Source organism: Embleya sp. NPDC056575, from assembly GCF_042793325.1.
In the GTDB taxonomy this organism is placed as follows: Bacteria; Actinomycetota; Actinomycetes; order Streptomycetales; family Streptomycetaceae; genus Embleya.
The window spans coordinates 1-12,795 of record NZ_JBHTVA010000067.1 but is presented as its reverse complement, the minus strand read 5'-3'; the positions used below and the strand labels follow the sequence as shown (position 1 = coordinate 12,795).

The 12,795-nt window shown below is 70.9% G+C and carries 13 protein-coding genes; 5 read left to right on the top strand and 8 right to left on the bottom strand.

Annotation, left to right across the window (positions count from 1 at the left end):
* Window positions 1-65 precede the first annotated feature (65 nt).
* The 3 genes from ACFRCG_RS37710 to ACFRCG_RS37700 form a co-directional block, all read right to left on the bottom strand.
* Window positions 66-566, bottom strand: coding sequence for a nitroreductase family deazaflavin-dependent oxidoreductase (locus ACFRCG_RS37710; protein ID WP_380040002.1), 501 nt, complete (start codon window positions 564-566; stop codon window positions 66-68).
* 114 nt (window positions 567-680) lie between these two features.
* On the bottom strand, window positions 681-1,334 hold the full coding sequence (locus tag ACFRCG_RS37705) for a DsbA family protein (RefSeq protein ID WP_380040000.1): 654 nt from the start codon (window positions 1,332-1,334) through the stop codon (window positions 681-683).
* A gap of 161 nt (window positions 1,335-1,495) precedes the next feature.
* Window positions 1,496-1,996, bottom strand: a complete 501-nt coding sequence (locus ACFRCG_RS37700; protein ID WP_380039998.1) for a MarR family winged helix-turn-helix transcriptional regulator — start codon at window positions 1,994-1,996, stop codon at window positions 1,496-1,498.
* A 221-nt stretch (window positions 1,997-2,217) separates the two neighbouring features.
* On the opposite strand from ACFRCG_RS37700, the gene ACFRCG_RS37695 reads away from it, so the two are divergent.
* The 3 genes from ACFRCG_RS37695 (at window position 2,218) to ACFRCG_RS37685 (ending at window position 6,343) form a co-directional block, all read left to right on the top strand.
* Window positions 2,218-3,309 (top strand): hypothetical protein, encoded by a 1,092-nt coding sequence (locus tag ACFRCG_RS37695; RefSeq protein WP_380039996.1) that lies wholly within the window; start codon window positions 2,218-2,220, stop codon window positions 3,307-3,309.
* Window positions 3,310-3,380: 71 nt separating this feature from the next.
* Complete coding sequence (locus tag ACFRCG_RS37690) at window positions 3,381-4,292, top strand: hypothetical protein (protein WP_380039994.1); 912 nt, start codon at window positions 3,381-3,383, stop codon at window positions 4,290-4,292.
* Window positions 4,289-6,343, top strand: coding sequence for a hypothetical protein (locus ACFRCG_RS37685; RefSeq protein ID WP_380039992.1), 2,055 nt, complete (start codon window positions 4,289-4,291; stop codon window positions 6,341-6,343). The genes ACFRCG_RS37690 and ACFRCG_RS37685 overlap by 4 nt, the downstream gene beginning before the upstream one ends.
* A 50-nt stretch (window positions 6,344-6,393) precedes the next feature.
* Here the strand turns inward: ACFRCG_RS37685 and ACFRCG_RS37680 are convergent, their stop codons facing one another.
* The 3 genes from ACFRCG_RS37680 to ACFRCG_RS37670 form a co-directional block, all read right to left on the bottom strand.
* Window positions 6,394-7,215 (bottom strand): ABC transporter permease subunit, encoded by an 822-nt coding sequence (locus ACFRCG_RS37680; RefSeq protein WP_380039990.1) that lies wholly within the window; start codon window positions 7,213-7,215, stop codon window positions 6,394-6,396.
* 7 nt (window positions 7,216-7,222) lie between these two features.
* On the bottom strand, window positions 7,223-8,197 hold the full coding sequence (locus ACFRCG_RS37675; protein ID WP_380039988.1) for an ATP-binding cassette domain-containing protein: 975 nt from the start codon (window positions 8,195-8,197) through the stop codon (window positions 7,223-7,225).
* A 120-nt stretch (window positions 8,198-8,317) separates the two neighbouring features.
* Complete coding sequence (locus ACFRCG_RS37670; RefSeq protein WP_380039986.1) at window positions 8,318-8,962, bottom strand: HNH endonuclease family protein; 645 nt, start codon at window positions 8,960-8,962, stop codon at window positions 8,318-8,320.
* A 364-nt stretch (window positions 8,963-9,326) separates the two neighbouring features.
* Here ACFRCG_RS37670 and ACFRCG_RS37665 point away from each other — a divergent pair, with 364 nt between their 5' ends.
* Window positions 9,327-10,031, top strand: a complete 705-nt coding sequence (locus ACFRCG_RS37665; RefSeq protein WP_380039984.1) for a hypothetical protein — start codon at window positions 9,327-9,329, stop codon at window positions 10,029-10,031.
* Between the two features lie 24 nt (window positions 10,032-10,055).
* Here ACFRCG_RS37665 and ACFRCG_RS37660 read toward each other — a convergent pair whose 3' ends face one another.
* Complete coding sequence (locus ACFRCG_RS37660; RefSeq protein WP_380039982.1) at window positions 10,056-10,991, bottom strand: LysR family transcriptional regulator; 936 nt, start codon at window positions 10,989-10,991, stop codon at window positions 10,056-10,058.
* Window positions 10,992-11,045: 54 nt separating this feature from the next.
* A complete protein-coding gene (locus ACFRCG_RS37655) occupies window positions 11,046-11,693 on the bottom strand; it encodes a TetR/AcrR family transcriptional regulator (RefSeq protein ID WP_380039980.1) in 648 nt (215 codons plus the stop codon).
* Between the two features lie 70 nt (window positions 11,694-11,763).
* Here ACFRCG_RS37655 and ACFRCG_RS37650 point away from each other — a divergent pair, with 70 nt between their 5' ends.
* Window positions 11,764-12,657: an NADP-dependent oxidoreductase gene (locus ACFRCG_RS37650; RefSeq protein WP_380039978.1), complete on the top strand. Its 894-nt coding sequence runs from the start codon at window positions 11,764-11,766 to the stop codon at window positions 12,655-12,657.
* Window positions 12,658-12,795 lie beyond the last annotated feature (138 nt).

The following is a 12,795-nucleotide window of genomic DNA, read 5'->3' as shown; positions in this document are numbered from 1 at the left end:
GGTGGGGCGCCGGCGAAAGCGGCGCCCTCGGGTGGAGGCCGCCTTCGCCGGGCGCGAGGGTCGACTCAGTGCTCGACGTCGTGCCGCGCCGGTGTGTTCGCGTCGACGGGTTCGAGGACGAAGACCGGGATCAGGCGGTCGGTCCGGAGTTGGTAGTCGGCGAAGTCCGGGTACGCCGCCACGGCTCGGCGCCACCACACGGCCTTCTCGTCGCCGAACACCTCGCGCGCCCGATACCCGCCGGCGGCCGTGCCGTCCTGGAGGCCGACGACGGGTTCTGCGACGAGGGAGGCGTACCACTGCGGGTTGGTCGGCTCGCCGCCCTTGGACGCGACGGCCGCGTAACGCCCCTCGTGCTCGACGCGCATCACCGGTGTCTTGCGGATCTTGCCGGACTTGGCGCCCCGATAGGTGAGCAGCACGGTGGGCAGGCCCTTGATCGTGACGCCCTCGGTGGTCCCGGTGCGCATGATCTGCTCGACGTGCTCGCGGACCCAGGGCGACGCGCTCGGTTCGTAGTCGCCGGTGGGTATCGCGCTCGCGCTCTGGTCGATGTCGGTGGTCATGGCTCTCCTCGACGGGGCGGTGACTGTGCCTGACGGCAGATTGGTTATGCGCATAATATTATGCGCATAACCAATCCGGTGTCGAGGGGCCCGGTCGAGCGGGGTGTCAGGGCGTCATGGCCTCGCGGACTCCGCGGTGGTGGGCTCGGAGCGGCCCGCGCCGAATCGTTCCAGCGCGGTGTCGATCGTGTCGGGATCGGCGCGGCCGACGGCCAGGACCGCGATGCGCTCGCCGTCCTGGGCCAGGAGGGTCGGGTACGCCGTCACGCCCATGTCGGCCGCCCGCCGGAAGTCGGCCTCGGCCGCGTGACGGGCGTCCGGCGCGTCGAGCGCGGCGGCGATCTCCGTCGTGTCGAGGCCGGCCGCGGCGGCGACGCGGAGGAACGTACCGGGCTCCGACAGGCTCAGCCCGTCGCGGTAGAACGCGGCCTGCACATCACCGGCCAGTGCCGCGGCCCGATCCGGCGCAGCCCGCCGAAGCACCGCCATGCCGCGCGCGGCCGCCGCGGAGTCCATCACGAACGACCCGTCCGCGATCAGCCGCTCGTACGCCGGCCCGAACACGACCCCGGTCAGCTCGCTGATCCGGGCGTTCGCCCCCTGCACGTAGCCGAACTCGCGGATCGGCACGGCGCGCGGCCCGGTGAACAGCCCCCCGGACACCACCTCGACGGGCAGTTCGGGCCGGCGCGCGGTGACCTCGGTGAGGGTGGGGGCGAAGCCGTAGGACCAGCCGCAGTATGCGTCGAAGGCGTAGACGAGTTTCACGGGAAGGGACCTTTTCGGGAGGGAATGGCTGGGGTGCACGCACCGCACCGCACCGGGCGCGACCGCTGCCCGAGGCGATGTATCTGCTCAAACAGTATCTGCTCCGTCAGGTATTCCCGGCGTGTATTCCATCGGGCGACCCGGCGAGCGCCGACGGCCCGCTAGCGCAGGCGCGGCAGCGCGTCGCGGGCCGAGTGGGACAGGATGCGCAGGCACTCCATGAACTGTTCCCGAGCCTCCTCCGGCAGCGGTGCCAGGAAGTGGCGACGGATGTTCCGCACGTGGAGTCGACTGGCCCCCACCACGACGTCCCGGCCGTGCGCGGTGAGCCGTACCAGCTTGCCGCGACGGTCCGTGGGGTCGTCGGTGCGCGTCACCAGGCCGGCCGCCTCCATGCGGTCGACCAGGCGGGTCATCCCGCCCGTGGTCAGAACCCGCTCCTGCGCGATCGCGCGCATCGACATGCCGGCGCCATCCGCCCGGCCCACGATCAGCAGCACCTCGTACATCAGGTGACTGATCCCGAACTCCTCCTCGATCGCGCCGCCGAGCAGGTACTCCAGCCGCCCCGCCGCCCCCTGCAACCGCCCGAACGCGAGCACCAGCTCGTCGTTCGCGGCATCCCGCGCCGACTCGATCCCGGCGCCGTCGTTCTCGCCCACGCCCCGCCCCCTTCGCTCGCCCGACCCGACTCCCACGACGATCATCGCGCCTCCGAGATCATCGCCCCGCCCACTCCCGGCCCGCGCCGTGGCCCGGCGCGGAGACGGCCCCGCGCTTTCAGTCGAACGAGGGATGGCATCGCGCCGTCGCGCGCCCTCACGCTGGAGGTCGACAACGGTGCCGGGCCCGGACGCAGCGGCGGAGAGGCGGCGTGTGCGGCATGACCGCGCGTAGGGACTTCCTCGGATCCGTGACGGCCGTCGGCGCCTCGACGTTCCTCGGCGGGATCGGCGCCGCGGCCCCGGGCGCGGGCGATCGGGGGTCGGATCCGGCCGGCGCCGAACTGCGGGCCCGCAATACGATCGTCGCGATCGACGGCGACACGCAGCGCCACTACGACACCCTGCGGGCCGAGCTGATCCCGCACCTCGGGCCGGTCGTCGTCGTGGAGAACGACTCCCGAGGCGGTCTGTTCACCCTCGTGCACGAGGGCCGACGGGAGTCGCTGTGGCCCATCTCCGACATCTTCGAATCGGCCAAGTCGATCGCCCACGTGCCGTTGGGCATCTTCTCGATCCTCGCGCCATACCTGAGGCGGCGAATCCCGAACCCGCCCGGTATCGCGCGACTGGACCGGCACGACGTGGACATGGTGGCGTTCAAGGGCCCCGGTACGAACGAGTGGATCGGTCCGCTTCGGGCCTTCGGCGCCACCCTGGCCGACGCCCGACGGCAGCTCGACGACGCGCGTCTGCCCGGCCGGCTCGCCGCGGCCGGCGGGCAAATCCTCGACGCGGCATTGGAGTTCATCGCCAAAGCAACCGGTCGGGCCGCGTTCGACATGCGGTCGTTCGAGGACTTCACCGGCGGCCTGGGCGAGGCCATCGCCATCAACATCGAGTACGCGGCCCGGGCGCAGATCGACGGCGTGACCGAGCTGATGAACCGGTGGCGGGACGAGGTCGGCCCCGGCGGTTGGCCCGGCCTGTACGTCGTCGTCCTGTCGATCTGGACCACGTCCGCCCTGAACCAGAACTCGATCATCGTCAAACGGTTCATGGACCCCGCGACGGTCGACTCGCACCTGATCGACGTCGCGACCGCCCAGCCGCCCACCGACCCGGTCCTCGTCGCCCTCGACAACCTGGCCCGGATCGTGCAGGACAACGTCGCGGCGGAACTGGTGTTCCCGCACGACCGGCGCTCGGCGGACGCGTTGAAGGGCCGCGAGGACCTGCTCGCCCAGGAGATCCTGCACCAACTGGCCTGCCCCTACCGGGATTCGAAGCGGCCGATGGGCACGGCGCGGTAGCCGCCGGTCGTGGCGGGGGTGCCGGACCGTGCCGGCCGGTGTGTCGGAGGCAGCCCCTACTGTGGCCCGGCATGGGAGTTGCGTCGCTGGAGCGAATACTGCGTGCGGATCCGGGAGATCTCGGCACCTGGAGGGCCTACGGTGAGCTGCTGCGGGAGCGGGGTGATGCCCGCGGCCGGCTGATCGAGTTGGATCTGCGTCTCGCGTGCGAGGTCCGGGACGACCGGCGGCGGGCGTTGCGGGCCGAGATCGAACTCCTGACGCAGGAGCACCGGGAGCACTGGGACGCCGAACTGCCGGAGGGCGTACAGGCCGTGGCGCGGCTGCACGGCTTCGCCACGAAGGTGGTCGTCGCCTGGGAGCCGGAAGCCCCCGCGCGGATCGCCGAGGCCCTGGCGGGCGGCTTCGTGACCGGCCTGCGGATTCGGCCGGGCAGCGCCGCCGAGGAGGCGGACGCCCGATACTTCGACGACGAACCCGACTTCGACGAGCACGACATGCCGCTCCCGCCGCCGCCCCACGAGGCGGACGCCCTCGCGGATCTCGACTTCGGGGGAATCCGCGAACTGGACCTGTCGTACTTCCGCTTCGCGGACCCCGGCGCCCGATGCCTCGCCGCGGCGACCTCCACCGGGCACATCGACACGCTGGACCTGCGCTACTGCGAGATCGGCGACGACGGCATGGCGGCCCTGGCCGCTTCCCCGAACTTCGCCCATGTCCGGCGACTGCACCTGCAGCGCAACCGAATCACCGGCGATGGTGTACGCGAACTGGCCCGTTTCGAGCGGCTTCAGGACCTCGACCTGCGCTACAACCGCATCGGCGCCGACGGCGCGCAGGCCCTGGCCGAGGCGCCGTTCGCCGGTTCGCTGCGGCGACTGCTCGCACACCGCCAGGACGTCACCGACGCCGGCGTGCGGATTCTGGCGTCCGCCACCGGGTTTTCGAGCGCACTGCGCAGCTTTTGGAGGAGCGTGTGACCACCATCGACCTCATCGAACTCCGCGACCGCTTCTTCGTGTTGTCGGCCGGCTCGACCGGCTCGACGGGCTCCGCCGACCAGGACGAGGTGGCCCGCTTCCGCGCCGAGGTCGACACGATCGACACCGGAGCTGCCGCCGTCGTCGACGGCCTGGCGGTGTCCTGGCATCCGACGGCGCGCTTCAAGGCGGTGCGCTTCGTCGACGCGGAGCACATCGACGCGGAGGTACGAGAGCGCTTCGCCCGGCCGAGCACGGAAGTCCCGCACCTGGCCGCGGTGTTCGTGGACCCGCGTGAACTGTCGTTCCGAACCTTCGAGAACATCGTGCCCCTGGACCGCCTCTTCGAGGGTGTCCCACTGGAGTTCACCCTCGACGAACCGGTGCGACTCGCGCGGGACGCCTACTCGGCACGGCTGCGGTTGCCGGACGCCGCCCGGGTCCGCCTCGAGGGCCTGGACGCGTCGAACCTCTACGTCCCACCGCTCAACGGCGGCTCCCGTGGCGGCGAACGTTTCATCTTCCACTCGGCGCTCCTGGCCGACGCGCTCACCGAGGCGGTGTCCCGGGCGCTGCCCGAGCCGATGCTGCACGGCTTCTCGCACGCCAACCCGGTATTCCGGTGCAACCGCTTCGAGCCCGGCGACGCCAATTTCCACCGGCATCGGGACACGCCCTACTACGACGCCGCACGCGGGCACGTCTCCCGGTACACGGTGCTGCTCTACCTCACCGGCGGCTCGGGCGAGCCCGCGCTCGACCTGACCGGGGGTGTCGCGCTCACCGACATCGCGGCCTTCGACTGCGTCGTCTTCGACCAGCGGTACGAACACGAGGGCGCGCCCTATCGGGACGGCCGCAAGGTGTTCCTGCGCACCGAACTCGTGTACCACCGGGCCGAATCCGACATCGCGCACGATCCCGAGATCGGCGCGTTGTTCGGCAAGGCGTGCTACCTCACCGGCGAAAGCGTGTTCGCCCCGGAGTTGGCCCGCTACGCCGACGCCTACTACAACCGCGTTGCCGCCGCGCACTGGAACGTGCCGACCGCCGACGAAGCACGGCGCGAACCGTTCGTCCACAAGCGGTTCCGCGGGGTGGACTTCGTCGCGAACGGCTACGACTTCTGGTTCGGGCGGCGCGAGGGGTTGTCGCTCGCCGCGTGTGCCGCGATCACCCTGCTGGACTACTTCAACTGCAAGCTCGGCGACACGGCGTTTCGCGACACGTGCGAGTCGGCCGTGATCGAGGCCGAGGACGCGGACTGGATCCCCGCTTTCCTCGCGGAGCAACGGGGCGTGACCAAGGGCGAGTTCGCGGACGCGCGGCCCGAGGACGCCGTCGCGCCCTTCGACAAGTCCCTGTTCTTCCCCGAATCGGAGGAGTCGAACGGCGCCTGCTGCCCGTTCCACGACGCCATGGACTTCGATGCCACGCGCCTCGACGAGATCGTCGAACTCCATGAGGCGGCACAGGACTTCGCCAAGGCGCACATCATGCCCGCGCCGATCCTGATGCTCGGACAGGACGTGGTTCTGGATCCGGAGAAGTTCGTGGTCCGGGACAATCGGATCCATGTGCTCGGCAAGGATTCGCTGACCCCGGTGAACTTCGCGGCCTGCTGGAACGCGGGCGGCACGGAGGCGAATTACCTCGATGTGGCGGCCACGGTCGACGCCGCCCACTTCCTCGTGCCGCCGATCCTCTACACCGAGACGGACGACTGCTTCCACCTGCGGTTCGACTTCTTCCGCAACACGTGGATGGTGAAGCACCACCAACTGCCGGTCCCCGTCCCCAGGATCCGCGGCATCGAGGAAATGGACTTCGACCCCGACGAATGGGACGAGCCGGTCGCCACGGCCGAGGCATACCCCTGGATGACCGCGATCGACGGCTCACTGCTCATGGACCCCGCGGGCGAACCCCGCCCCACCCCGTGGTGGGCCGACGAGAGCCCCCGCGCGGACGACCTCCGCAGCCGGCTCGTGGACGTCTACGAGGACATCGACGAGGAGGACGACGAGGAGGACGAGGACGAGGACGTCTGATTCGGGCCGGGGCCGGGGCCGGGGCCGGGGCCGGCGTCGGTGCGGTGGGGTCAGGCGTCGCGTTTTTCGAGGAGGACGGCGCCGAGGAGCAGGAGGATCAGGGTTTCGGCCGCGAAGACCGCGAAGCCCGGCCAGGGTTGGAGCATCTTGTCCGCGGCCTCGACCGACATGACCTGGCTGCCGGCGTTGGCGGGCATCAGCTTGGCGATCCAGTCGCCGGTCTTGCCGGGGATCAGGCCGACCACGCCCCCGACCACGAAGATCAGCGCGATGCCCAGGGTGATGGCGCCGGCGGTGTGCCGCAGCAGTACGCCCAGGGCCATGCCGAACAGGCCGAGGACGGCCAGGTACAGGCCCGTGCCGATCAGCGCCCGGACCACGCCGGGATCGCCGAGGGCGACGCCGACGTCCTTGGCGTCGAGCATCAGGTTGGCCAGGAAGTAGCAGCAGAACCCGGTGACCGCGCCCACCACGAACAGGACCAGGGCCAGGACCACGGCCTTGGCGGTGAGCATCGAGGCGCGCCACGGGACCGCGGTCAGGCTGGTACGGATCATGCCGGTCGAGTATTCGGCCGTCATCGACATCACGCCGAGCACCAGCGCGGCGATCTGGCCGAACGCGACGCCCACGGTGAGCAGATCCGGTGCGTCGTTCTTCTTGCCCTCGGCCACGTGCTTGGCCACATCGCTCGCGGCCAGGCTGGCGATGCCCCAGCTGATCAGCGCGCTCACCACGAACAGGGCGAGCAGGGTCCACACGGTCGAGCGTACGGTCTTGATCTTGGCCCATTCGGAGTCCAGGATCCGGCCGAAGGTCAGTCGCGCGCCGGGTGCGAGGGCGGTCGGTGCGGCGGGTGCGGTCGTCGTCATCGTGGCCTCATCCGATCCGGTCGGCGACGGTCGGCGGACCCCATCCCGGGACCGCCTCGGCGGCGACCTTCGGGGGTGTACCGCCGGTGTGGTATTCGACGCTGTCGGCGGTGAGCCGCATGAACGCCTCTTCGAGCGAGGCCTCGACCTTCGCCAGTTCGTGCAGGAACACCCCGTTGTGCCCGGCGAGATCACCCACCTGATCGGTGGTCACGTCCTGGACCAACAGCGCCCCCGCCGGGTCCCGGTTCACCTGCCAACCCGCCGCCGCGGCGAGTTCGGCGAGCCGATCCGCCTGCGGCGAGCGCACCTTCACGTGGCTGACCGAGTTCTCCGCGATGAACTGGGCGACGCCCGTGTCGGCGAGGATCCGCCCGCGCCCGATGACCAGGAGGTGGTCGGCGGTCAGCGCCATTTCGCTCATCAGATGCGAGGAGACGAAGACCGTGCGGCCCTCGCCGGCGAGGCGCTTCATCAGGTTGCGGATCCACAGGATCCCCTCGGGGTCGAGCCCGTTCACGGGCTCGTCGAACAGCAGCACCCGAGGATCGCCGAGCAGCGCGCCGGCGATCCCCAGCCGCTGGCCCATGCCCAGCGAGAAACCGCCCGAGCGCTTCCTGGCGACCGAGGTGAGGCCGACGGTGTCCAGGACCTCGTCCACGCGGGTGAGCGGGATGCCGTTGGACTTGGCCAGCACGACCAAGTGGTCCCGGGCGGTCCGGCCGCCGTGCAGCGCCTTGGCGTCGAGGAGCGCGCCGACCTCCACCATCGGCGCGCTCAGGTCGCGGTAGGCCCGACCGTCCACCGTCACCCGACCGGCGCTGGGTCGGTCCAGGCCCAGGATCATCCGCATCGTGGTGGACTTCCCGGCGCCGTTGGGTCCGAGGAACCCGGTGACCCGTCCGGGGTGGACCTCGAAGCCCACGTCGTCGACGGCCGTCTTCGCGCCGTACCTCTTGGTGAGGTTTTCCGCAACAATCATGAATATGTGCCGCTTTCTCCTCGACCGGGTCTATATGATCGCTTCTGTCGAGGAAATCCGCATCCGCAGCGTGGGAAACGGGTGAACGGGCGGCCGGGGCGCCCGGTTCGCGGCGCGTGATCAGCAGGCGTTGAGGATGGACGTGAGGGCGCTCTTCTCGCTGCTGTCGACGGTGAGCGCGTAGTCGTGCTTGACCTGGACCCAGGCCCGGGCATACGTGCAGCGGTAGGAGGCCTGGGGCAGCCATTCGGCGGGGTCCCGGTCGCCCTTCGAGCGGTTGGACGAGGCGGAGACGGCGATGAGCTGCGGGTCGTTCACGTCGTTGGCGAACGTGCGGCGACGCGTGGTGGTCCAGGCCCAGGCGCCGGAGGCCCAGGCTTCGGCCAGCGGTATCACGTGGTCTATGTCGAACGTCGACGGGTCGGTCGTGACGACGTTGTCGTAGGCGCTGGTCCAGGTGCCGGACGTGGCGGTACAGGCCGAGTTCGTGCTCACGCCCGCGCCGTCGCGCTTGAGTATCCACTCGCGGGTGTCGCAGGTCCCGGAGATGGTGATCCAGGTCGGGAACAGGTTGCGGTCGTAGCTGTCGCCGTGGGTCTCGGCGGTGGCGGACATGCCGGCCAGATACGAGCGGGCGGTCGCGGCGGAGACGGGTGTCGGCAACGCGGCCTGTGCGGGAGTGGTCAGGGTCGAGGTCGTGGCGAGGGCGAGTACGGCGACACAGCCGGTCGTTGCGGCGCGGCGGAGCACGGTCGAGGTGGACAAGGCGTGGCCTCCCGAGTGACGTGGTGGCGTCCGGCCCGGACCCGGGCACGGATCGCGACCAGCGTGCCGGACCTCGGGGGGTCGCCGGGACCCTACGTGGTGTGAACATTCGGTAACCGTGACCACGACGGCGGGTGCCGGCGCCGACACCAACTCGTGTGCGCGGCAGGCCGATCGAGGCGGCGGGCCGGACGCCGGGCCGCCGACGCGGCCGTTGGACCCCGGCGGGGAGTCCGAGTTCGGATCCCGCGATGATGTACGGCGGTCGGCGCCGGTGGGGCCGCGGGTGATGGGGAGTCAGTTGTTCAAGCGTGTGCGAACGAAGTCGACGCGGAACGCGGTGGGGGCTGCCGGGATCGTATTGATGTTGGTCGCGGGATGTGCGGAAACCCCGGATCCATCGGGGAGTTCGCAGGACGAGACGGCGAGCGAAGTCGCCGGCGACAACTCGACGCTGAGCGATCGGGTGTTGTATACGCGCGTTTCGCTCGCCGCGATGCGGGTGCGGACCGTGCATCTGCGGAGTGTGATCCGGGTGAAGGCGCGCACGGTGCGTATGGACATGCGGATCGACCTCGGTTCGAAGGCGTTCACCGCGACCGTCGAGGAAGTCGGCGTAGGGGCGTTCGAGCTGGTCGGGACCGGCTCCGAGGTGTACCTCAAGGGGGACGCCGGGACCTGGAGCCGGATGAAGCCGGAACTGGCCGAGCGGCTGACGGACAAGTACGTACGGCTGCCCTCGGACAGCCCGCTCGTCACCGAACCGGACCGGATCAAGGACCTCGCCGACATGCGTGAGCTCGCCGAGGCCGTCCGCGACGGTGAGCGGCTGCGCGACGCCGAGGTGGACGGCCGGCGGATGATCGTGCTGGGAGGGCACGACGACACTTTGGGCGACGTGCTCCTGTACATCCCCGCCGAGGGGACCGCGCTCCCGGCCCGGATGACCGCGGGGGAGGGGGCGGATGCGGGCGTCACGCTCGACTGGCTCGACTTCGATCAGCCGGTCGTCGCCCGCCGCCCCGATGCGGACCGCATCGTCGAACTCGGGCCCGGGCAACGTGTTTGAGGCCGTGTGCGCCGGTCGGCGGGTTCAGTGCGGGCGCGCCCAGTCGGGGGTCCACGTTCCGGGCGCGTCGGGTGCGGTGGCCGTGTCGGCGAGGTGGGTGCGCAGGGTCGTCAGCGCGGGGTGGGGGTTGCCGCGTTGCCACAGGAGCGAGTGGGGGTAGACGGGCATCGGGTCGGTCACCGGGATGCGGCGCAGGCCGTGGTCGGTGGGCCAGACCAGGCGGGTGTCTCCGCCCATGAAGGTGGCCAGGGCGGGGGTGTCCGCGACGGTGTCCAGGAGCGCGTCGGCGCCGAAGTTGGGGCCGGTCGCCTCGATGGTGAGCCCGAACTCGGCGACGAGGTCGTCGTAATAGGCCGCCCACTCGGTGCCGGGGACGATGCCGGGCATCCAGATCCGATGCCCGGCGAGCCCGGCCAGGGGCACCGAGCGGGCGCCGGCCAGCACGTGTGCGGGGCCGGTGAGGAGTTGCAGCGGCTCGTCGAGCACCCGGGCGGACTCGATGTCGTCGGGGAGCGGCCGGCCCGGCATGGTGACGGCGCGGAAGGACGCGTCGATCGCACCGGACCGGATGGCGGCGATGGCCGTGTCGATGCCGAACAACATCACCACGTCGAGCTCCACCTCGGGATGTGCCCGATGGAAGCCGCGAAGCAGGCCCGACGCCGCGCCGCGTGAGCTGAGCACGTCCACGCGCAGCGGGCGACGGCCGATGCGTACGGACTCGACGGCCCGCTCGGCGACGCGCAGCAGTTCCCGGGCGTGGGGCAGGAACGCCTGTCCGTCGATGGTGAGTTCGGCGCCGCGCGGGGTGCGGTTGAACAGTCGTACGCCCAGGGTGCGCTCCAGTGCGGCGATGCGCTTGGAGACGGCCTGCTGGGTGATCGCCAGCTCGGTGGCGGCCTCCTGGAACTGTCCCGCCTCGGCGGCGGTGACGAAGGTCCGGACGGCGTCGAGGTCCATGCGGACACCCTATGGGTACAACCATCGGTTGTGGTGTGGCGGTCCGACGGTTGTTCAAGCCCCGGGTGCGCCGTCTGTGGTGGTGCTTGCGATCGCTGATCGGTTGTACGCGGAGCGAGACGCCGCCGCCGGGAAGGTGACCTCCCAGGCCGCCTCGATCATCCGGAAGATCTCGTCCACCGCGGCGTCCGGATCGGCCGCCTCACGGGCCAGCGAATGGGCGTCGGTCACGAACCTGGCGATCGTCCGGCAGGCCGTGGTGCCCGGGGGCAGGTCGAGGTCGGCGGCGATGGCCGCGGACAGCGATTCGGCGTGACGCAGTCGCATCGACTCCTCGTATTCGCGCAGCGCGGGCGTCGCGTCGATCATGTGCCAGGTCGGGGCGGCGCCCTCGGACGCGCAATGGCGCACCATGTCCCGCATCTCGCGCCGCAACGCGGGGACGATCGGCTCGTGCGGCTCCCGGTCGGTGACCGCCCGGGCGAGGCGTTGTTCGAAGTCCTCGTCCCGCTCGAACACCAGGGCCTCCTTCGAGGCGAAGTGCGAGAAGAGCGTGGTGACGGCCACATCGGCCTCGGCGGCCACGTCACGGATGCCCACCGCGTCGTATCCGTGCTCCAGGAAGAGCCGCAGGGCGGTGTCGGCGATGTTCCGGCGGGTCGCGGCCTTCTTGCGTTCGCGGCGGCCGACTGGCTCGGTCATGCGCCGATGCTACCAGGTATGAGACTGCAACGGTTTCAAAACACTAACTGTTAGTGCTACGGTCCACGGCATGAAGAAAGTGAGCTTCGCCGAGTTCGGCGGCCCCGATGTTCTGCACCTGCTGGACGCCGAGGAGCCCCACGCGGGCCCCGGCCGGATACGCATCGCGGTACGGGCGGCGGGGGTGAACCCCGTCGACTGGAGGATCCGTGAAGGCCAGAAACTGTCGGCCCATCCGATCGAGCTGCCCGCCGGTGTGGGGCTGGACGCCGCCGGGGTGGTGGACGAGGTCGGCGAAGGCGTCGAGGGGGTCGAGGTCGGCGACCACGTGTTCGGCGAAGGGTGGGACACCTACGCCGAGTTCGCCGTCATGTCGGCGTGGGCCCGGATGCCCGAGGGGCTGAGCTTCGAGGAGGCGGCCGGCTACCCGTCCGTCGTGGAGACCGCGCTGCGCATCATCCGCGAGGTCGGTGTGCAACCCGGGCAGACGCTGTTGGTCAGCGGTGCGTCGGGGGGAGTGGGGTCGGCGGTGTTGCAGATCGCCCGCGATCGTGGCATCGCGGTGATCGGTACCGGCGGCGCCGCGAACCAGGACTACCTGCGCGGCCTGGGCGCGCTCGCCACGACGTACGGCGAGGGCTGGGTGGAGCGGGTGCGCGGGCTCGGCCGGGTCGACGCGGCGCTCGATCTGGCCGGCTCGGGAGTGATCCGCGAACTCGTCGAGCTGACCGGGGATCCGCGCAAGGTGGTCTCCATCGCCGACCTCGGCGCGCCGGACCTCGGAGTGCGCTTCTCCGGCACGGCCGGAAGCGTGCCCGACGCGCTCGTCGAGGCCGCCGACCTCATCGCCCGGGGAAGGCTGCACATCCCGATCGAGAAGTCGTACACCCTCGCCGAGGCCGCGGCGGCACATGTCGACAGCCGGGCCGGCCACACCCGCGGGCGCCGAGTCATCCTGATCTGAGCCCCCGACCCGCCCCCCTCGGTCGCCACGACGGGGTGGGCGGGGTCGCGGCCCCGCCCGCCCCCGGGGGGGCGGGCCGGGGGCCCCCCCCGGGGTGAAACCCCCCGGGCCCGGGGGGGGTGAGGAGGGCGGGGGAGC

Excerpts from the sequence above, each read along its gene's own strand:
- ACFRCG_RS37710 (WP_380040002.1), bottom strand. The coding sequence starts at position 566 with ATGACCACCGACATCGACCAGAGCGCGAGCGCGATACCCACCGGCGAC.
- ACFRCG_RS37695 (WP_380039996.1), top strand. The coding sequence starts at position 2,218 with ATGACCGCGCGTAGGGACTTCCTCGGATCCGTGACGGCCGTCGGCGCC.
- ACFRCG_RS37690 (WP_380039994.1), top strand. The coding sequence starts at position 3,381 with ATGGGAGTTGCGTCGCTGGAGCGAATACTGCGTGCGGATCCGGGAGAT.
- ACFRCG_RS37680 (WP_380039990.1), bottom strand. The coding sequence starts at position 7,215 with ATGACGACGACCGCACCCGCCGCACCGACCGCCCTCGCACCCGGCGCG.
- ACFRCG_RS37675 (WP_380039988.1), bottom strand. The coding sequence starts at position 8,197 with ATGATTGTTGCGGAAAACCTCACCAAGAGGTACGGCGCGAAGACGGCC.
- ACFRCG_RS37665 (WP_380039984.1), top strand. The coding sequence starts at position 9,327 with ATGTTGGTCGCGGGATGTGCGGAAACCCCGGATCCATCGGGGAGTTCG.
- ACFRCG_RS37660 (WP_380039982.1), bottom strand. The coding sequence starts at position 10,991 with ATGGACCTCGACGCCGTCCGGACCTTCGTCACCGCCGCCGAGGCGGGA.
- ACFRCG_RS37655 (WP_380039980.1), bottom strand. The coding sequence starts at position 11,693 with ATGACCGAGCCAGTCGGCCGCCGCGAACGCAAGAAGGCCGCGACCCGC.
- ACFRCG_RS37650 (WP_380039978.1), top strand. The coding sequence starts at position 11,764 with ATGAAGAAAGTGAGCTTCGCCGAGTTCGGCGGCCCCGATGTTCTGCAC.